Origin of the sequence: Streptomyces sp. NPDC006552 (genome assembly GCF_040611655.1) — a bacterium.
Lineage (GTDB): Bacteria > Actinomycetota > Actinomycetes > Streptomycetales > Streptomycetaceae > Streptomyces.
On the sequence record NZ_JBEXOS010000056.1, the window covers coordinates 12,577 to 32,482 of the forward strand.

The following is a 19,906-nucleotide window of genomic DNA, read 5'->3' on the forward strand; positions in this document are numbered from 1 at the left end:
GCCGGTGTCACCGGGACGGCGGGCGGTGCCGTGCCGTCCCGTTCGTTCAGCCGGTGACCGTCGCGCCGACGGACTCGCGGTGGACGACGTCCACCAGGGACCTGTCCGTGATCTTGAGGGCCGGTGAGACCGCGAGCGTCAGGGTCGACACGCTCATGAACGGGTTGAGGTGCAGCCAGCCCCAGGCCTCCAGGGCGGCGCGGACCGCGGCGGCCTGGTCGGCGACGTCGCGGGCGGGGCGGGCGGAGAGCACGCCGCCGACGGGGAGCGGCATCCGGGCCGCGACCGTCTCGCCCGCGGGGCCGCGGACCACGGCGACCCCTCCCCCGTCGGCGACGACGGTGGCCGCGGCGGTGGCCATCGCCGCGCGGGAGGTGCCGATGGTCAGCAGGTTGTGGCTGTCGTGCGCGTACGTCGACGCCACGGCGCCGTCGGCCAGGTCGCGGCCCAGCAGCGGCGCGAAGACGGTGCCGGGACGTCCGTAGCGGTTGCGGACGCGCACGAGTGTGGTGTGGCCCTCCCAGAGCACTTCCCCGCCGTGGACGGTCAGGTCGATCTCACCGGCCTCGGTGTAGGTGTCCCGCTGGTTGACCCGCATCGCGCGGAACGTGTGCAGGCCGTCGGGCAGGTCCACGCGCCAGCGGAAGGCGTCCGCCTCCTGGGGCTCGACGTCCAGCCGGCTGCCGAGCGGCACGACGGTGTCGGCGTCGGCCGTCGCAGGCCGCACCGGTGCGCCGTCCCGCCCCGCCACCCGGCCGCCGACGAGCACGAGCGCCGGGTCGAAGGCGGCGAGTTCGCCGCGCAGCAGGACGAGGTCGGCGCGCTTGCCCGGGGAGACGACGCCCCGGTCGTGCAGCCGCAGGCGCTGGGCCGGGGTCCAGGTGAGGGCCCGGAGCACGACGTGGGCCGGGAATCCGGCGGCCACGGCGACCCGGGCGATGTGGTCCAGGTGGCCCTTGTCGACGATGTGGTCGGCCGCGAGGTCGTCGGTCACCAGGCACAGCGGCGGCAGCTGGGGCAGCGCGAGCAGGGCCGTGGCCACCTCCTCGGTGAGGCACTTCTCCTGCAGCATCATCGTCATGCCGAGGCGGGCCTTCTCCAGGACCACCTCGGTACGGTTCTTGGTGTGATCGGAGTCCACGCCCGTGGCCAGATAGGCGCTGAGTTCCGACCCCGTGAGGTTCGGGCAGTGGCCGTCCAGGATGACGCCCTGGGCGCGGGCCACGGCGGTGATGTCGTGCATCCGGCGGTCGCCGCCGACCACCGCGCGGTAGTCCATGACCTCGCCGAGCGCGATCACCGAGGGCCAGCGCAGCATCTCCGCGATGTCGTCGGCGTGGAGCGCGGCCCCCGCCTCCTCCAGGCCCTCCAGGGCGGGTACGCAGGAGGGCACCCCCCACAGCTGGGTCTGCGCCGTCTCCTGTCCGGCCTCGATCATCCAGCGCATGGCGTCCCGCCCGGCCACGTTCACGATCTCGTGCGGGTCGGCGAGCACGGTCGTGGTGCCGCGGGCCAGCGTCACCGCGGCGAACTCCTGCGGCGTCAGGAACGCGCTCTCGATGTGCATGTGCGCGTCCACGAAGCCGGGGACGACGAGCATGCCCGTCGCGTCGATCTCCTCGCGGGCCTCGGCCGGGGTGCCCGGCGGCAGCACCGCGCTGATCCGGTCGTCGCGTACCAGGACGTCCGCGGCGAACTCCTCGCCGGTGAAGGTGGACACCACGCGCCCGCCGCGGATCCGGAGGTCGTGCTGGTCACTCATGCGGTTCGTGCTCCTTGGGAAGGGTGTCGTCGCGGGGGCGGGGGCCGTCACGGGACGAGCGTGTAGAAGTAGTAGCCCAGCGGGATCATGACGATCCACAGCGGCCAGGCCACTTCGCGGATGCGGCCGCTGACGGTCTTGACCAGGACATGGGCCGCGAGGCCGGTCGCGATGCCGGTGCCGAAATTGCCGAAGAAGAGGGTGGTCGCCACGGTCAGGGCCGCGGGGACGGCGTTGGTCGGGTCCTTGAAGTCGACGTTCTTCAGCGCGTCGAGCATGTTCAGGCCGATGTAGATCAGCACCGGCGCGGTGGCCGCCGAGGGGATCAGCGTGGCGAACGGTGTGACGAGCAGCAGCAGCGCGAAGCCGCAAGCGGCCCAGACGGAGGCGAGGCCGGTCTTGGCGCCCGCGTCGGCGGCGGCCGACGACTCCAGGTAGGCCGTCATCGACGGAGCGCCGACGGCCGCCCCGCCCATCACCGAGACCGAGTCGACGAGGAAGGGCCGGCGGGAGCCGGGGATGTTGCCGTCCTTGTCGAGGAGTCCGGCCCGCCCGGAGACCGCGAGCAGGGTGCCGGTCATGGAGAAGAACTCGGAGACGAAGAACGCGAAGACGTACGGGAAGTACTCGGGCTTGAGGGCGCCGAGGATGTCGATGTGGAACAGCAGCGGTCCGGGCGAGTCCGGGGCGGAGAAGAGGGTGTCGGGTACGTCCGTCACCCCCAGCGGGAGCCCGGCGACGGTGACCGCGGCGATGGTGATGAGGAAGGCGCCGGGCACCTTGCGCGAGGCCAGCGCGGTGAGCAGCAGCAGGCCGCCCAGGGCGAGCAGTCCGGCGGGCTCGGACAGATCGCCGACGGCGAGGGCGGCCTTGTCGGCGTTGCCGACGACGAGGTCGGCGTCGCGGAAGCCGATGAGCGCGATGTAGAGGCCGAGGCCGCCGCTGATGGCGTACTTGAGGTTCACCGGCATCAGGCGGGTGACGAGGTCGCGGATGCCGAGCAGGGTGAGCAGCAGGAAGGCGACGCCGGACCAGAACACCATGCCGAGGGCCGTGTCCCAGGGGACGTGGTCCTGGCCGACGATGGTGAACGCGATCAGGGCGACGCCGCCGAGGCCGGGCGCGACGACGAACGGCAGGTTGGCGACGAGGCCCATGGCCAGGGTCGCGAGGGCGATGGCGATGATGACGGCGGTGGTGGCGGCGCCGTGCGGCACGCCGGCGCTCGCCAGCTGGCCCGGCACCACGACGACGGCGTAGGCGGCGGCCATGAACATGGAGGCGCCGGCGACGAGTTCGGTGCGGTGGCTGCTGCCGCGTCCGCGGAGGCAGAAGAGCCGCTCGACGAGGGAGTCGGGCGCCGGTGCGGCGCCGGTCTGCTCGCCGGTCGGCGGGGCGGTGGTGGGCATCGGTACCTCGGCGGGGGCGGGGGCGCTCGGGTCGCCCGAGTGGTCACGGTCTCTGCAACCGGTCTATGAAACCGGTTGCAGAGACCGGTTGCAGGTATCATGGCACGGCGGACGGCGAAAGAGAACAGGACCCGGGTCACACCCCGGTGGGTCGGACCGGACTTCTCCGGCGGACAGCGGGCGACGGCAGGCAGGGGCAGCAGTGGCGACACTCTTGGACGTGGCGCGCGCGGCAGGGGTGTCGAAGGCCACCGCCTCGCGCGCGTTGCAGCGCCCCGACATGGTCGCGGAGGCCACGCGGCTGCGGGTGCGGGAGGCGGCGGACCGGCTCGGCTTCCAGCCGAACGCGGCGGCCCGCGCCCTGACCACCGGCCGCACCGGTCTCATCGGGCTCATCGTGCCGACGCTCGCCAATCCCTTCTTCGCGCCGCTGGTCATCGGGGCGCAGCAGGCGGCGGAGGAGACCGAGAGCCATCTGCTGATCGCCGTGTCCGAGTATGACGCCGAGCGCGAGGCCGCCCTGGCCGACCGGCTCTCCGAGCAGGCCGACGGGCTGATCATGGTGACGCCGGTGGGTACGGACGCGGCGTTGCGGGAGCGGTTCCGGCGCCGCCCGCTGGTGCTCGTCGACCGTCAGGTGGGCCGGCTCCCCGCGGTCGTGGCCGACACGGTCGGGGGGCTGACCGCGCTGCTCGACCACCTCCTGACGCAAGGTCACCGCGACATCGCCTACGTCTCCGGGCCCGCCGGCTCGTGGTCGGACGAGCAGCGGCGGGCCGCCCTCACCGCGCGGGCCTCGGACGCGGGCGCCCGTATCCATGTGCTCGGTCCGCTGCCGCCCACCTTCGACGCGGGCATCGAGGCGTCGGGGGCCCTGCCCGGCGCCGTCACGGCCGTCCTCGCGTACAACAGCTATCTGACGCTCGGTCTGCTGCACGGGCTCCACGTGGCCGGGCGGCGGGTGCCCGACGACATCAGCCTGGCGGCCGCCGACGACCTGAGCACGCTCGGCGCGACGACGCCGCCGGTCACGGCGCTCGACGTGCCGCTGCACGAGGTCGGGGCGCTCGCGGTGACCCGCCTCCACGACCTCGTCACCGGGCAGCGGCGCACCGTCACCTCCCGGCTGCCGGCCGCGCCGGTCCTGCGCGCCTCGACGGCTCCCCCGCGCTCCCCCGGGCTCCCCCGCGTTCAGCGCTGAACGGACGCCGGTGGCACGGGTGGGGCCGTCGTCGTGCCGCGGTGTTCGGCGTGGGGCCGCGCACGGAGTCCCGGGTCGGTGGCGGAAGCCTGCGAACGCTTCCGGCCGGGGTGTCCCGACGAGCTGTTCGACCTGGTGCGGCGGGCCTCTGTGACGGGCCGAACCGCGTGTGCGGAACGCCGTGGACGCGGCGCGCGCGGCGTTCCCGCGAACAGCGACGAGGTCCGCTCCCCCGCTTCGGTGTTCGCCGTGGTGCGCCGACGTGCGGCAGGAAAGCGTCGAGCGCCGCCTGTGTCCGGTCACATCGCGCGGGTGGTGCCGGCCAGGGTCGAGCTGTCCGCCGACCTGACGGTCCATCTCGCGTGCCGGAGCCACCGGCCGTGAGCGGCGGCTGTCCGTACCGCCGCGCCGGGGAGTTGGACCGTCGCGCGTGTCGCCGCGCCGCGCGGGGTTGTGGCCCGGGCGCGCCCGCCGCCCCTCGGGCCAGGCGCGGTTGCCGCCGCCGGCCCTCGTCCGTTCCCCGAAGGGGCGCAGTACGTACCGCCATGCGGCTCCTCCGGTGGCGCCGCGAAAAGAGCGTGCATACAACGGGATAACGCTCATGCGCGGGGAGGACGCCCGCTGGAATGGAGAAGCAAAGATGACCGCTGAGTCATTCTCTGCCGAGCCCGGGATCTCCGAGGCCGACGAGCCCCGGCTCTCGACGCCGGCACACTGGGGCGGCGCACCGGTCGCCGCCCCGCCCCCGCCTCCTGCCCGGCCGGTCACATGGCCGCAGGCGACGGAGACCGGAGCGGTGAGCGCCCCGCCCGAGCGGGCGCCCCGCCAGACCCCCGACGCCGATCTCGGCGCCACTCAGGAGTGGGCGGGGCCCACGGCTCCGCCGGTGCCCGCGGCTCCGCCGCGTGTCGCCGCGCCCGCTGCGGTCGTCGCCTCTCCGGATGCCGCCGCGCCCGCGGGCCAGCCGCCCGCGCCGATGACGGCGCCCGTGGCCGCTGCGGCGGAGCCCGCTGCGGCGTCCGCCGAGATGGGTCCCGCCGGGACGACTCCCGTCGCGACGGCGCCCGCCGAGGCGTTTCCCCCGGAGGCGGCGCTCGCGGAGGCAGCGCGCAACGCCGACGCAGAGGCGGTCGAGAGGCTGCTGCGCATCGCCGTCGTCTCCCGCCCGCTGGAGGACATCACCGATCTGGTGACCCGTCTGGAACAGACAGCTGACGGAGCGCCGACCGCCGCCTCCATCCTCCGTCTGGCCGCAGTCGCCCGTCCCGTGGACGACGTCACCCGGCTGGTGGAGCTGCTCGGCCCGCCGGAGCACCCCGCGGGCCGGATGGACGAGGCGATCCGGCACGCCGCGGAGGAGCGGCCGATCCCGGAGGTCACCCGCCTCGTCCAGCTGCTCTCCTGTCCCCCGAACGACCCGCACAGTGGCACGGAGGCCGTGCACGCGGCCGCCACGAGCCGGTCCGTCGAGGATCTGCTCCAGCTCATCAACAGCCTGAGCGAGAACGGGAGCGGCGGGGCGCCCGTGGTGGACTCCGCGCCTCCCGCACCGGAGGCCGAACCGTTCCCCCAGCCCGCCGGGCCGGCGCACCCCGCGTCCGACACGGCGTCAGCGGAGGCCGCGCGGCCGCGGACCCAGCGGACCGGCGCCACGCCGCAGGTGTGGATGCGGCGTGCCGCGGGCGTACTGATGCTGCTCTGCGCGGCGGCCCACTTCCCCATGGACTGGTCGCAGGGTTCTCTCTTCAGCATCTCGGCGGCGCTCGGGGTCTCGGCCATCTGCGCCGCGGCGGGCATCGCACTCTGCATCAGCCGCGCGGCGTCCGTGGCCGTGGCGAGCACCCTGCTGGCCGGAGCACTGGCCGTCGGGCATCTTCTCGACGACCGGATCGGAACCGACACGCTCGCACAGGTGCTGCACCCCGTGGGCGTCCCCGCGGCGCTCCCCGCGCTCGCCGCGGTGGTCGCCGCGCTGGCCGCCCTGCTCGTCGTGGCACTGGCGGTCGCGGGCCCGCGTACCGCGGACGCCGGCCGCGCCCCGGAGCCGCGCGACTGACACCGCCTCACCGCGGAGCGGTACGGACCCGGCGCCCAGCACCACGGGCGCCGGGTCCTCGCGTACCCGCACCGGCCGGCGGCTCACGTGAGGGGCCTCAGACGCGCGTCACCGGGCGGCGCGGCGTACCAGCAGCACCGAGTCCTCGGCCTCGACCGGGCCGCTGTCCCGCTTGAGCGTGCGGGAGCGCTGCTCCACGACCACGGGCTCGAAGTCGTCCGGCAGGCCGGGGAGGAGCTCCACGGCCAGGAACATCGCCTTGCGGTGGCTCTCGGACAGCTGCGTGAACTCGTGGGACGGCGCATGACCGACGACCAGGAGCAGGCCGCCCGGGGCGACCGCCGTGGCGAGGCGACGGGTCACCTCGACCATGCCGCCGTCGGGCGCGTGCAGATAGTGGCTGGTGACCAGGGAGTACGCACGCTCGCCCGCGTCGAAGGCCCGGGCGTCCACCTGCCACCAGTCGACCCGGTCGGCCACGCCGGCCTGTGCGGCGTGGCGGGCGGCGCGGGCGAGTCCCTCGGCCGAGAAGTCGGCGCCGGTCACCCACCAGCCCCGCTCGGCCAGCCAGATGACGTCGCCGCCCTCCCCGCACCCGACGTCGAGCGCGGTCCCCGGGGTGAGGTCACCGGCGGCGGCGACCAGCTGCGGGTTGGGCTCGCCGCTCCAGAACCGCTCCTGCCCGGCGTACCGCTCGTCCCAGCCCGCCGGCTCGAACATCGCGGCTGCCGCCTGCTCGCCCTGTGTGCCGCCGCCGTGCTCGTGGTCTCCCGCCATCGGACGTCTCCCGTTGCTCATGGTGCCTGTGCGCACCGCTGGTCATCTCTGCCGCCCCCGTCTTCCGGGGCCCGCTGTCGATACTGCCGCCACCCTCCTGAAACGGCACACAAACTTGCCGGAACGGCAACGGGACGGTGGAAGGAGCCGATGCTCTCCGGAAGCCGAACGCCCCGCACGTCCCGCAATTTTCGTCGTGTCCCGTACAACCCTCCCGGCCCACGGCGAGTCTCCTGAGCGCGTACGCCGAAGGCGCCGAGGTGAATTCCCGGCGAAATCGGGCGGAAGGCATCCCCATTGACTGCGGGCGCCGGGCAGAACCGGCGTTCCCGCATGCCGCAGGAGAACTCTGCATGCACTCCAGACACATACGGCTCGCCCTGGCCACGGCCGTCGCGGCGGCCGCCACCGGCGGGCTCCTCGGCGCCGCGGCCGGTCCCTCGGCCGCGGCCGACTCCGTCCACCACCACGAGGCGGATTTCAACCACGACGGGATCGGCGACGTCGCCTTCTCCGCCGGTTACGCCACCGTCACCGGCCACACGGACGCGGGACAGATCGTCGTCCTGTACGGCACGAAGGCGGGCCTGGACAAGGCGCACCGGACGACGTTCAGCCAGGACTCCCCCGGCGTGCCGGGCGGCGCCGAGACGGGCGACGCCTTCGGCTGGAGCAGCTCCTACGGCGACTTCAACCATGACGGGTTCGACGACCTTGCGGTCGGCGCGGCGTACGAGGAGGTGGACGGGGACAAGACAGGCGGCCTCGTCCAGGTCCTGTGGGGCTCCCCGTCGGGCCTGTCCGGCGGCACCACCCTCACCGATCCCGCCCCCGGCTCCCACGACTTCTGGGGCAGAACCCTGGCCGCGGGCGACTACGACGGTGACGGCAAGGACGACCTCGCCGTGGGCTCCTCCGGTGCTTCGGTGTACGTCTTCAAGGGCGGCACCGCCAAGACGGGCACCCTGGGCGGGCAGTACGCCTTCAAGCCGCCGGTCCAGAACGCGAGCAGCGACCCGCACTACAACGGTCCCGTCACGCTGGTCGCGGGCGACGTGAACGGCGACGGCCGGTCCGACCTGGTGGTCGACGGCTACGACACCGAGACCGAGAGCGCCTGGAACAAGAACTTCTACCTCCCGGGCACGGCCTCGGGCCTGACCGGGAACAACGCCGTGGGCCTCACGCCCGGCATCATCACCGACATCGGCGACGTCGACAACGACGGCTACGGCGACATCGTGAGCGGCATCGTCTGGGACAAGGACAGCGGGGTGCCCGGCGCGACCGACGGCGGAAAGGTCGCCCTGACCCACGGCTCGGCGAGCGGCCCGGCCGGCACCACCACGATCTCCCAGAACACGGGAGCCGTCCCCGGCGCCTCCGAGAAGGGCGACGGATTCGGCGGCGAGCTCTCCCTCGGCGACATCAACGGCGACCACTACCTGGACCTGGTCGTCGGCGCCGACTTCGAGGACATCGACGGGGTCACGGACACCGGGTCGGTGACCGTGCTCTACGGCTCGGCGCAGGGCATCGACACCACGTCGAACATCCAGTACTTCTCGCAGAACTCCGCCGGTGTCCCCGGCGCCGACGAGAAGAGCGACCGCTTCGGCAGCGAGGTCAAGCTCACCGACGTCACCGGCGACGGCCGGGCCGACCTGACGATCGGCTCGTTCGGCGAGAACAACTACGACGGCCAGCTCACGTACCTGCCCTCGGCGGGCACGAAGCTGACGACGACGGGTGGCCGCTACTTCATGGCCCCCGATGTCGGTGTCTCGACCGCGGGCCAGCCCATGCTCGGCGGCAATGCGGCCAACTAGCCACCGTGCCGCGGAGTCGGACGGGACCTCGCCCAACGGCTCCGCGGCGCAGGACCCGCTGCCGCGTCCGTACCCCGGACGGCCGCCCGGCGCGCGTCCGCGTATCGTGCCGTCGGACAGGACGCAGCGCGCACGCGAGGGAGAGACCGTGGTCGGTGTCGAGGAGTTGGAGGCCGCCGCGGCGCGGATCGCGGAGCACGTGGTGCGCACCCCCACGCTGTCCAGCCCCGGATTGACCGCGCTGCTCGGCGTCCCCGTCACGGTCAAGCTCGAACTGCTGCAGCGCAGCGGCTCGTTCAAGGCGCGCGGCGCGGTCGCCAAGCTGCTCACGCTCACCGGCGAACAGCGCGCCGCCGGCGTGGTCGCGGTCTCCGGCGGCAATCACGGGGTCGCCGTGGCCGAGATGTCGGCCGCGCTCGGGGTGCGGGCCACGGTGGTCATGCCGCGCACCGCGCCCGCCCGTTCGGTGGAGACCGCCCGGGCCGCCGGCGCCGACGTCCGGCTGACCGGGACCATGGCCGAGGCCTTCGCGCTCATGGAGCGGCTGGCGGCGCAGGGGCACACGCTGCTGCACCCGTTCGCCGACCCGGTGGTGATCGCCGGGCAGGGCACCGTGGGTCTCGAACTCGCCGCGGACGCGGGCCCGTTGACGGACGTCCTCGTCTCCATCGGCGGGGGCGGCCTGATCGCCGGTGTGGCGGCGGCGCTGCGGGCGCTGCGGCCGGAGGTGCGGGTCTGGGGAGTGGAGACGACCGGCGCCGACGCGATGACGCAGGCGCTGGCCGCCGGCGGCCCGGTGGCGGTGGACGTGGATTCGCGGATCAGCACGCTCGGCGCGCCCACCGTCTCCCCGCTGACGTACACGATGGTGCGGGAGCTGGTCGACGAGGTGCTGGTCGTGCCGGAGGCGGAGGCGTTCGCGGGGGTGCGCGAACTTGCCGAGCACGCCAAGGTCTGGGCGGAGCCCGCGGCGGGCTGCCTCCTTCCGGCGGCCCGCCGCGTCCTCGCCAAGACGGGTTCGCGCACCCGGCTCGGTCTGGTGATCTGCGGGGGCAACGCCTCCGTGGCCGACGTCGTCGCGTACGGCGCGTAGTTCGGGCGGCCGCGGTCGGAGCCGGTGCTGCGGCCGTGGCCCAGCACCGGCGCCGCGGCGTCCCTAGCGGATGTGCACGGTGATCGGCGCGTGCACGCTGTGGCGCGGGAGCTTGATGCTCAGCACGCCGGTGGCGCGGTCCCAGTCGTACGCGTCCGGGGCCAGCCGGACCCCGCGCGCGGTGACTTCCTTGGGCGCGGCGCGGGTGCCGGACAGAGCCAGCGTCCAGCTGCGGTTCTTCACCTGGCCGGGGAAAGATCCCTTGGCCGGGCTGATGCTCACGGTCCGCTGCGTCCCCTTCTCGTCGTACCGGATGCGTGTCGTGGCGCTCTTGGCCGGCTGTGCGCTCGTCCCGTCGTCCTCGTAGAGGCTGTACGAGCCTGAGGCTCCGCCCGCGATCGAGAGTGTGACGTCGGTCAGGGGGTTGCGGTCGTGGTCGGTGACGTTGTGGGAGCGCGTGGGCAGGATGCCGCCGGCCTTGAGGAAGACCGGCATGGCGTCGAGGCCGGTGGTGACCTCGTGGGTGGTGCCGCCGGTGTAGGTCTTGCCGGTGAAGTAGTCGGTCCACCGGCCGGGCGGGAACCACACCGAGGTGGTGGCGGAGGAGCCGGGCGTGGTCACCGGGGCGACCAGGACGTCGGAACCGTAGAAGTACTCGCTGTCCGCCGCGGCGTACGCCTGCGGCTCGTCCGGGTACTCGAGGTAGGTGGGGCGCACGATCGGCAGGCCGGTGCGGTGGGCCTCCTCGGCGAGCGTGTAGGTGTAGGGGACCAGGTTCTCGCGGAGGTTGAGGAAGGCGTCGGCCGACTTCCGTGCCGCCGTGCCGTACTGCCAGGGCAGCCGGTCGCTGTGGTTGCTGTGCAGCCGGTCCACCGGCTGGAAGGCCCCGAACTGGACCCAGCGGGCGTACAGGTCGTCGGGGAGCTTGTGCGTGGTGCGGGGCGTGCCGTTGTCGTCGTAGGTCTCCGAACCGGTCAGCCCGGTCGTGTCGTTGTGGCCGCCGATGTCATGGGTGACGGCGGCCATCCCGGTCGCCGCGGACTCGCCGGGTGTGTAACCGACCTCGAACTTCAGCATGCCCCAGGTGGACGAGGTGTCCCCGGTGAAGTGGACGGTGGTGCGCTTGTCCGCCCAGGGGCCCGTGGCCAGCGCCTGTTGTCCGCTGTACCCGCCGGCCTGCAAGGAGCCGTAGGCGCGGGAGAGGACGAAGCCCCGGCCGAGTGTCCTGGCGGTGGCGTCGGCGTACTGCTGGTTGATCCACGCGTCCGGGGAGACGCCCGGCATCGAGGAGCGGGACGCGTCGCAGCACCAGTCCAGCCACCAGAAGTCGTTGCCCTGGCCGTCCATGGTCCGGTGCAGGTTCATGTAGGCCTTGAGCTGGTCCGGGTCGCCGAAGTCGAAGGTGTAGCAGTTGTCCTCGGCACTGGCGCCCGAGGCGCAACCGCCCTTGCTGAGCTTGCCCTTGGCGGTCGCCTGGGCCTGGGCGAACTGCGGGTCGGAGGCGAGGATGCTCGGGTGCACGTTGAGCGTGTTGTGCAGCCCTTGCGCCGCGGACCAGTCGAAGAAGCCCTGCGGGTCGGGGAACTTCGTGCGGTCGATCTCCCAACCGCTCCAGTCGTTCACGGCCTTGTAGTCGGTGTCGGTCACCAGGACGTCGAGCGGGACGCCCTCGGACCGGAACGCCGGCAGGATCTTGGTGCGGTAGTCGGCGTCCGTGCGGTCGATGTACTCCGAGTACCAGACGCCGTAGGCCCAGGCGGGCAGCAGCGCGGGCGGACCGGTCAGCGTGGCCAGGTCGCCGAGGGCCTGCTTGTAGGCGTGCCCGTAGCCGAAGACGTAGCCGTCCTGGTAGGCGGACCCGGAGTGTTCGGGGCGCGGGCGGACCTTCTTCGCCTCGGTGTCGTACAACGCCGAGGGCGTGTCGTCGAGCAGGTACCAGCCGTCCCGCTGGAGCAGGCCCGGCGTCGTGACGGGTGCGTCGCCGGCGCCGCTCACCCCGTCGAGACCGCGGCGGTAGCCGCCGAGGGCGATGTGGGGCGCGGGCGCCGGGTCCTCCGGGGCCGCCACGGACAGGGTGTCCACGTTGATGTGGCAGCTGGTCTGTTCCGGACAGCCGAGCGTGATGTCGGACGCGCCCGCCCTAAGGGCGACGGGCACGGACGCCGTCCGCCAGTCGTCCCAGTCCCGCGTCGCGGGCAGGTCGAGGACGACCGGGTCCGCGCCGCCGGCGCGCACGGTGGCCGAGCGCTTCTGGTGCAGGCCGTCGCCCCCGCTGCCGTTGGCGTACCGCACCCGCAGGGTGTAGACGCCGTCGGCGGGCACGCCGACCACGTGGGTCGTCAGGCTCGATCCCTGGTTCAGCTCGGCGACGAAGCCGTTGCCCGCGTATCCCTTGTGGTCCGTGGCGCCGGCCGCGGTGCCGCCGAACCGCGCGGTCTCGGCCTCGCAACCCGTCCCGGCCAGGCAGTTCCTGATCGCCGTCGTGGTGGCGGACGGGTAGGCGGCGCCCGCCTCGACCAGCGCGACGCTGTCGATGTTGACGGAGCCGGAGTCGCCCGCGGTCCGGGTGAGGGCGATCGTGTGGTGCCCCGCGCCGAGCCGGACGCCGGCGGTGGCCAGGTCCCAGCTGTCCCAGTCGGCCGTGGGCGGCAGTGAGACGGTCTGCGCCGCGCCGCCGTCGACGGTGAGGGTCAGGGTGCGCGTCGTCGTCTTGCCGTCCCCGCCCGCGGAGTTGGCGTACCGCAGTGCGAAGTCGTAGCTCCCCGCGGTCTTGACATCGATGTCAGACGACAGCGAACCACCGGTGCTCTCGAAGCCGGCGGCGAACCCGGGGCCGGTGTGGCCCTGGTGGTCGGCGGCGCTGGAGACGCCGTCGAGCCGGAGGTCCTCGGCCTCGCACAGCGCACCGACCGCGCAGACGAGACGCTGCCAGGGCGCGGCGGTCACGGGCGCGCCGCCCGCCGTCAGGCGCACGGAGAGGTTGGCGGCGTCGAAGGGCCCCGAGCCGACGCGATAGCGCAGGCTCATGCCGCTCGTCCTGATCGTGAGCCAGCCGCGGGACGTCGTGGAGGTGTACGGGGTCGGCGTGAAACCACTGCGGCCGATCGCGTTGAACGTCGGGTCGTCGGTGAACTTCTCGTCGCCCGCGTACTCGGTGCGGATGAGCGTCGGCGAGAGGATCTGGAAGCGGGCGTCCCCGGCCGAGACGGTCGGGATGCGGTGGCCGGGTCCGCCGTGGGCCGCGGCGGCCGGGGCCCCGGCCCCGGTGAGCGTCGTGGCGGCGACCACGGCCAGGCCGGCGACGACGCCCACCCGCGGACGTGCGCGTCCACGCTGCCGGGGCGGCCGGAACAGCCATGCGGCTCTCATACGAAACTCCGTTCTCCCGGGGGCGGACGGCACCGCCCCTGCCATGGGGCCCGACGCGTGCGGCCGCCGCTGGACTCCAGGGGCCCCGCGCGTGAGGTCTCGGGCATGAGAGCACGCCGCCTTAGGTGGTGTCTACAACGGGGTTTCGTATCAAGGGCGTTCGGACTCAGCCGAGGGGGAACTCACCGCCGTCCACCGTCAGGTTCTGCCCGGTCACCCAGCTCGCCCGGTCCGATGCGAGGAACAGCACCGCGTCGGCGATGTCCTCGGGCCGCCCGTCCCGCCCCAGCGGAGGGGTCGTGGTGTCCTGGCCCGGCCCCTCGCTCAGGGTCGCCCACTGCTCCCGCGTCGCCTCGCCACCGGGAGTGGCGGTCCTGCCGGGGGACACCGCGTTGACCCGGACCCCGGACGGGGCCAGCTCCAGCGCGAGGCCCCGGCTGTAGTTCCGCAGCGCCGCCTTCGCCGCCGTGTAGTGCAGGAACGGCGGGAACGCCACGGGGACGGCGGCCGAGGAGACGTGCACGACCGCGCCCGAACGCCGTTCCCGCATCCCGGGGGTCAGCAGTGCGTCCAGGCGCACCGCCGCCAGGTAGTTCAGGTTCAGCTGGTCCTGCCACTCCTCGTCCGGGATGGACAGGGCCTCCGGGTAGGGCCCCGCTCCGCCCGCGTTGTCGACCAGGATGTCCACACCGCCGAGCGTCTTCAGGGCGGCCTCGGCGACGGCTTCCGCACCGGCCCGGGTCCGCACATCGGCCGCCACGAAAGCGGCGCCCCGCGGCACAGTGCTCGCCTCGGACCGGGCGGTCGTGAGGACCTCGGCGCCCGCCTCCAGGAGCCCGCGCACGACGGCCGCGCCGATGCCCCGCGAGCCGCCCGTGACGACGGCGCGCTTTCCTTCGAACTCTCGCATGAAATGTCCTTCGCTTCGGTTCGGTTCGGCCGCCGGAGAGGAGAGAGACGGAAATGCATTTCCGTGCGACGGACGCATGATGGGAATGCGCGGTGCTGTTCTCCTCGGCGAGCCGTGTCTCACCGTAGGTTCGGCCGGGACGGGGCGGCAAAGACCAATAGTGAGCAGGGGATATAGGCGTTTCCTATACGGCTTTCGGCAGTCGGCCGGGTCGCGTGCGCGACCGGGGTGCGGCGGTGCGAAGAAGCGCGCACCGGACACGAAAAGACGCGCACCGGTCGACGTACTCGACCGGTGCGCGTCTGGTCAGCGCAAGAAGCCTCAGCGGAGGCCGGCGAAAAGGTCGTTCTCGGGAACGGGCGCGCCGGTGGCGTCCTTGACCCGCAGGAACGTCTCCGTGCCCATCAGCTCGCCGAACCTCTCCTTGCCCATCTTGAGGAAGAAGATGTTCTCGCCCTGGCTGGCGTGCGCGGCGAGCGAATCGAATTTCTGGTCACTGAACGCGGTGGTGTCGACCCACGTGGTGATCTGGTCGTCGGGGAGACCGATCTCGGCCATCGCGGCCGTCTCGGCGGGGTCCGGCTCCGGCATGTCCTCCTGGAACTCGCGCATGATCTCCCCGAACCGCCGCATCCCCGAGTGGGGCATGGTCGTCCAGTAGACCTTCGGAGTCAGCTCGGTCAGCTCCAGCGCCGCCATCGTGATGCGGTGGGCCTGGATGTGGTCGGGGTGGCCGTAGAAGCCGTTCTCGTCATAGGTGACGACCACGTCGGGCCGGTACGCGCGCATGAGTTCCGCGAGGCGGGCGGCGCCTTCGGCGACGGGGGTCCGCCAGAAGGACCCGGGGGCGTCGTTGCTCGGCCAGCCCATCATCCCGGAGTCGGCGTAGTCCAGCGTCTCCAGATCGCTGATCTTCAGGACGGCACAGCTCTCCTCCAGTTCCTGGCGGCGCATCCGGGCGACGGCCGCGGGATCGTGGCCGGGGTCGCCCGGCTTGCTGCCTCCCGGTCCGTCACCGCAGCCGCCGTCGGTACACGTCACGAGCACCGTGCGGATGCCCTCGGCCGCGTACCGTGCGAGGACCCCGCCGGTGCTGGTGGCTTCGTCGTCGGGGTGGGCGTGCACGGCCATGAGCGTCAAGGGCCGGTCAGTCATGGAACAGTCCTCCTGCGGAAAAACACGTCTCGGTCCAGGCGCGCGGCAGACGTACCACGCACCCGCAGGCCCGGCCCCCGCCGGGCGGACGACCTCGTGGTCCCCGTTTCTTCCCGCCCGGGCGACGCCGGTGCCTCGCTGGATGCAACAGTGCCGACCGGACCGGCTGTTCCCGGCGGGCCCGCTCGGTTTGCGCGGCTCTGTCCGTGGTGCGGTCGACGCCGTGACCGGGCGGCGGCCCGCGGACGGTCCCCGGGCGGCGCGGACCGGGCCGCGGTCGAGCCGAGGCGACCGCGCTCGTGACACCCTGTCCCCCTCACCCCGTGATCGTCGAGGAGGTGCGCCACGTGGCGCAGGAACAGCCGGCCCGGACCGCCGGTGCCCCGGACGTCCGTACCGAGGAGAGCCGGCTGCGCAAGGATCTCGGGTTCTGGGCGCTGACCGCGATCGGTTTCTCCAACATCCTCGGCTCCGGCTGGCTGTTCGCCGCCATGTACGCGGCCCAGACCGCCGGGCCCGCGGCCCTCCTCTCCTGGGTCGCGGCGGGGCTGCTCTGCGCTCTGGTGGCCCTGGTCATGGTCGAACTCGGCGCGACCAGGCCGGAAGGCGGCGGTACGGTCCGCTGGCCGCTGTACGCGAACGGCCGCCTGGTCGGCACGGTCGTCGGCTGGTCCGTCCTGCTCTCGGTGGGCGGCACCGCGGCGGAGATCAGCGCGATCATGCAGTACGCCGCCCATTACGTGCCCGGGCTCTACCACGGCGGCACCCTCACCGCGTCCGGTCTGGGCGTCGCGACGGCGCTGAGCGTGCTGCTGACCGCGCTGAACTGGTTCGCGGTGCGCATGTTCGCGCGCGTGAACAACCTGGTCTCCGTGTTCAAGGTCGTCGTGCCGGTCCTCACGGTGGTCGCCCTGTTCCTGTCCGGCACCCACGGTGGCCGCCTGACGGACCACGGCGGGTTCGCCCCCTACGGGTACGCGGCCTGCCTCACCGCCCTCGCCGGCGGCGGGATCGTGTACTCCGTGAACGGGTTCCAGGCGCCGCTGGACTTCTCCGGCGAGGCCCGCAATCCGCGGCGCAACGTTCCCGCCGCCGTCCTCGCCGGCATCGGCCTCGCGGTCCTCGTCTACCTCGGTCTGCAACTCGCCTTCCTCTACACGGTGCCCGACTCGCTGCTCGCGCACGGCTGGCAGGGAGTCAACTTCGAGTCGCCGTTCGGCCAGCTCGCCCTCGTCCTCAACCTGCACTGGCTGGCCACGCTGCTCTACGCGGACGCGGTGGTCTCCCCCGGCGGCTCCGCCTATGTGGGTGTGGCGATCGACGCCCGCCACACGTATGCCCTCGCGAAGAACGGGCTGCTCCCCCGCTTCTTCATGCGGATCGACCCCCGGTCCGGCAGCGCACGGCGCGCACTCGTGCTGAACCTCGCGGTGATCGTCGTGTTCATGCTGCCGTTCGGCGGCTGGCAGGACATCGTGAGCGTGATGGGAGACATGTATCTGCTCATCTACGCGGCCTCGGCGGTGGCCGTGGCGTCCTTCCGCGCGCACGACCGGGAGCGGGGCATGCCGCTCGCGGACGGCCATATGCCCGGGGTGCGCTGGATCGCGCCGGTCAGCTTCGCGGTGGCGATCGAGTTCGTCTACTGGTCCGGCTGGGACGACCTCCGGCTGGCCCTGCCCCTCGTCCTCGTCGGTGTCCCGCTCTTCCTGTTCCAGCGCCGCGGGCCGGGCGGCGGTCCGGTGCTCAGGGAGTTGCGTCACGGGGCCTGGCTCGTCTGCATCCTGGCGGCGCTGACCCTGCTGTCCTGGCTCGGCACGTTCGGCGGCTCCGGACACCTGCCGGCACCGTACGACTCCCTGGTGGTCGGCGCCGCCGCGTTCGCGGTCTTCGGCTGGGCGGTCCGCTCGGGCGCCGCGCATCTGCGCACGGATCCCGCACCCTGAGCGCGTCGTTCGCCGGCGGCGCCGCGCGGGCTGGGGTGAGGTCCGCACACGAGGTGCCCTCCCCGTAAAATGGACTCTGAAGTCCAGAAACCCGACAGGAGGCAGCGGCCGCATGGTCAGCCACACGGCAGGGGAACAGCGTCTGACCCGTAAGGGCGCGGCTACACGGGACCGCATCGTGGAAGGCGCCGCGCAGATCATCCGGGAGCGGGGCGCCTCGGCTGCCACGCTCGACGACATCCGCGCCGGCACCTCGACGAGCAAGAGCCAGATCTTCCACTACTTCCCCGGCGGGAAGGAGGAGTTGCTGCTGGCGGTGGCGGCCCGCGAGGCCGACCGCGTCCTCACCGACCAGGAACCCCACCTGAGCGATCTGAGCACGTGGCAGGCGTGGCAGGAGTGGCGTGACGCCGTCTTACGCCGCTACGAGCTGCAGGGCGTCAACTGCCCGCTGGGTGTGCTCATCACCGAACTGGGCCGGACGACCCCGGCCGCCCAGGAGCTGACCGCCCGGCTGATCACGCAGTGGCAGGCGGCTTTGAGCGCGGGTGTCCGGCGCATGCAGGAGAGCGGCGCGGTGGGGCGGCGGCTGGACGCGGACCGCGCGGCGGCCGCGGTCGTGGCCGCGATCCAGGGGGGCGTGACCATCCTGATGGCCACCGGCAGCATTCTGCACCTGGAGGCGGCGCTGGACATGGCACTGGCCTATCTGCGCTCGGCCGTCTGAGGGCGGGGTCCGGGGGGAGGCGGCGTCTCGGCCGGGGGGGGGGGGTGGAGCAGGACGGGGCCCGGGCTGGCAGCACCTAGGCCGGCGGGTGGGCGCAGGGCCGGGATCGTGCGGGCAGCATCTCGGAGGGCGCGTGGGCGCAGGACCGGGTCTGTGGGCAGCACCTTCGATCGATGGGCCGAGCGCAGAGCCGGGCCCGTGGGGGCAGCACCTCGGCCGGCGGGTGGGCGCAGGAACGGGCCTGTGCGGGCAGGATCTCGGCCGGTGCAGGAACGGGTCCGCGCGGGCAGCACCTCGATCGATGGACCGAGCGCAGGGCGAGGCCGTGGGGGCAGCACCTAGACCGGCGAGGGACGCAAGTCCGAGGCCCGTACGGGCAGCACCTAGGCCGGCGGGTCGGTGTAGGACCGGCCCATGGGCCGAGCGCAGGGCCGGGCCCGTGGGGGCAGCACCCCGGTCAGCGGGTGGGCGCAGGGCCGAGGCCCGTGCGGGCAGCACCTAGGGAGGCGCAGGAACGGGTCCGCGCGGGCAGCACCTCGACCGGCGGGTCAGCGCAGGAACGGGCCCGTGCCGACAGCAGCTCGATCGGCGGGTGCCGGGTGGTGGTTCGGCCCGGCCTGCCGGCTGGGGCCGATCGCGGTGGGGCGCGCCCCTGGCGGCGTCAGGCGAGCGCAGCCGGCACCGTGGGGTAGAGGCCGATGATGGTGTCCACGCCGACGATCTGCAGAATTCGCAGCACGTTCGCGTTGGTCCCGGCCAGCCGGAGCCAGCCGCCCGCGTCCGTGGCGTTGCGGTGGGCGCTCAGCAGGATGTTCAGACCGCTGGAGTCCAGGAAGGTCACGTCGCTGAAGTCCACGAGTACGTGCGGGGTCTCCGCGATCGTGGCGTCCAGCAACGCCTCCCGCAGGGGCGTGCCGGTGTCGTGGTCGATCTCTCCGCTCACCGTGATGACGCATGCGTCGCCGTCGGCGGCGGCGGTGACGGTCAGCCGGTCTGCTCCGGCACCGTCGCGGTTCTCTGGCACGTCTTCCTCTCCGTCGGCACAACCTCGTGAGAAGACACGGTAGCTCCCCGACGCGGCGCGACCGAAGGGCGCGTCAGGGCACGGTTGCACAACCATGGGTCACACCCCCGGCGAGGCGGAGTGAACGGCCCTCCCCCGCGCCACGTTCGGGGTCCCGCTCCCCCGGATTCGGGGTTTCGCCGCAGGACGGAGCCTCCTACGGTGACCCGATGACGTCGATCAGGAAGTTCCAGGTCACCTTCGACTGCGCGGAACCCGAGCGCCTCGCCCTCTTCTGGTGCGAGGTCCTGGGGTACGTCGTGCCGCCGCCGCCCGAGGGGTTCGCGACGTGGGAGGCGTACAAGGAGGCGCAGCCGCCCGAGCGGCGCGACGCGTGGTTCGCCTGCGTCGACCCGTCGGGGGACGGACCGCGCCTGTACTTCCAGCGCGTCCCCGAGGGCAAGGCGGCCAAGAACCGGGTCCATCTCGACGTGCGCGTCGGCACCGGACTCGTGGGCGAGGAGCGGCTGGCCGCGCTGGAGGCCGAGCGCGCGCGCCTCGTGCCGCTCGGGGCGGTGCACGTGCGCACGCTGTACGACGGCAGCGACGCGTGCATCCCGATGCTGGACATCGAGGGCAACGAGTTCTGTATCGACTGAGGCATGGGCG

At 73.1% G+C, this 19,906-nt stretch carries 14 protein-coding genes; 7 read left to right on the forward strand and 7 right to left on the reverse strand.

The features are described from left to right. Positions 1 to 46: 46 nt before the first annotated feature. Positions 47 to 1,762: an adenine deaminase C-terminal domain-containing protein gene (locus ABZY33_RS26975; protein ID WP_356494274.1), complete on the reverse strand. Its 1,716-nt coding sequence runs from the start codon at positions 1,760 to 1,762 to the stop codon at positions 47 to 49. A 47-nt stretch (positions 1,763 to 1,809) separates the two neighbouring features. Beyond that, entirely contained in the window at positions 1,810 to 3,171 is a 1,362-nt protein-coding gene (locus ABZY33_RS26980; protein WP_356494275.1) for an NCS2 family permease, read from the reverse strand. 220 nt (positions 3,172 to 3,391) lie between these two features. On the opposite strand from ABZY33_RS26980, the gene ABZY33_RS26985 reads away from it, so the two are divergent. Then, positions 3,392 to 4,372, forward strand: coding sequence for a LacI family DNA-binding transcriptional regulator (locus ABZY33_RS26985; RefSeq protein ID WP_356494276.1), 981 nt, complete (start codon positions 3,392 to 3,394; stop codon positions 4,370 to 4,372). Positions 4,373 to 5,012: 640 nt separating this feature from the next. Further along, positions 5,013 to 6,428, forward strand: coding sequence for a hypothetical protein (locus ABZY33_RS26990; protein ID WP_356494277.1), 1,416 nt, complete (start codon positions 5,013 to 5,015; stop codon positions 6,426 to 6,428). Between the two features lie 108 nt (positions 6,429 to 6,536). Here the strand turns inward: ABZY33_RS26990 and ABZY33_RS26995 are convergent, their stop codons facing one another. Continuing rightward, entirely contained in the window at positions 6,537 to 7,205 is a 669-nt protein-coding gene (locus tag ABZY33_RS26995) for a methyltransferase domain-containing protein (RefSeq protein ID WP_356494278.1), read from the reverse strand. Between the two features lie 353 nt (positions 7,206 to 7,558). Between ABZY33_RS26995 and ABZY33_RS27000 the strand changes: the two genes are divergently transcribed. Both ABZY33_RS27000 and ABZY33_RS27005 read left to right on the forward strand, forming a co-directional pair. Beyond that, positions 7,559 to 9,034, forward strand: coding sequence for an FG-GAP-like repeat-containing protein (locus ABZY33_RS27000; protein ID WP_356494279.1), 1,476 nt, complete (start codon positions 7,559 to 7,561; stop codon positions 9,032 to 9,034). A gap of 148 nt (positions 9,035 to 9,182) precedes the next feature. Continuing rightward, positions 9,183 to 10,127, forward strand: coding sequence for a threonine/serine dehydratase (locus ABZY33_RS27005; RefSeq protein ID WP_356494280.1), 945 nt, complete (start codon positions 9,183 to 9,185; stop codon positions 10,125 to 10,127). 63 nt (positions 10,128 to 10,190) lie between these two features. Here the strand turns inward: ABZY33_RS27005 and ABZY33_RS27010 are convergent, their stop codons facing one another. The 3 genes from ABZY33_RS27010 to ABZY33_RS27020 all read right to left on the reverse strand — a co-directional run bounded on the left by ABZY33_RS27010 (position 10,191) and on the right by ABZY33_RS27020 (position 15,561). Next, positions 10,191 to 13,496 (reverse strand): TIM-barrel domain-containing protein, encoded by a 3,306-nt coding sequence (locus ABZY33_RS27010; protein WP_356494281.1) that lies wholly within the window; start codon positions 13,494 to 13,496, stop codon positions 10,191 to 10,193. Positions 13,497 to 13,662: 166 nt separating this feature from the next. Beyond that, positions 13,663 to 14,406: an oxidoreductase gene (locus tag ABZY33_RS27015; RefSeq protein ID WP_356494282.1), complete on the reverse strand. Its 744-nt coding sequence runs from the start codon at positions 14,404 to 14,406 to the stop codon at positions 13,663 to 13,665. A gap of 321 nt (positions 14,407 to 14,727) precedes the next feature. Then, positions 14,728 to 15,561: a PIG-L family deacetylase gene (locus tag ABZY33_RS27020; RefSeq protein ID WP_356494283.1), complete on the reverse strand. Its 834-nt coding sequence runs from the start codon at positions 15,559 to 15,561 to the stop codon at positions 14,728 to 14,730. Positions 15,562 to 15,971: 410 nt separating this feature from the next. Between ABZY33_RS27020 and ABZY33_RS27025 the strand changes: the two genes are divergently transcribed. Continuing rightward, positions 15,972 to 17,507, forward strand: a complete 1,536-nt coding sequence (locus tag ABZY33_RS27025; protein WP_356494304.1) for an APC family permease — start codon at positions 15,972 to 15,974, stop codon at positions 17,505 to 17,507. A gap of 112 nt (positions 17,508 to 17,619) precedes the next feature. Continuing rightward, positions 17,620 to 18,234, forward strand: coding sequence for a TetR/AcrR family transcriptional regulator (locus tag ABZY33_RS27030; protein ID WP_356494284.1), 615 nt, complete (start codon positions 17,620 to 17,622; stop codon positions 18,232 to 18,234). Between the two features lie 661 nt (positions 18,235 to 18,895). Here the strand turns inward: ABZY33_RS27030 and ABZY33_RS27035 are convergent. Continuing rightward, the gene (locus ABZY33_RS27035; RefSeq protein ID WP_356494285.1) at positions 18,896 to 19,258 is read right to left on the reverse strand and encodes an STAS domain-containing protein; all 363 of its coding nucleotides are present in this window, start codon (positions 19,256 to 19,258) and stop codon (positions 18,896 to 18,898) included. Positions 19,259 to 19,467: 209 nt separating this feature from the next. Here ABZY33_RS27035 and ABZY33_RS27040 point away from each other — a divergent pair, with 209 nt between their 5' ends. Further along, entirely contained in the window at positions 19,468 to 19,896 is a 429-nt protein-coding gene (locus ABZY33_RS27040; protein ID WP_356494286.1) for a VOC family protein, read from the forward strand. Positions 19,897 to 19,906: the final 10 nt, after the last annotated feature.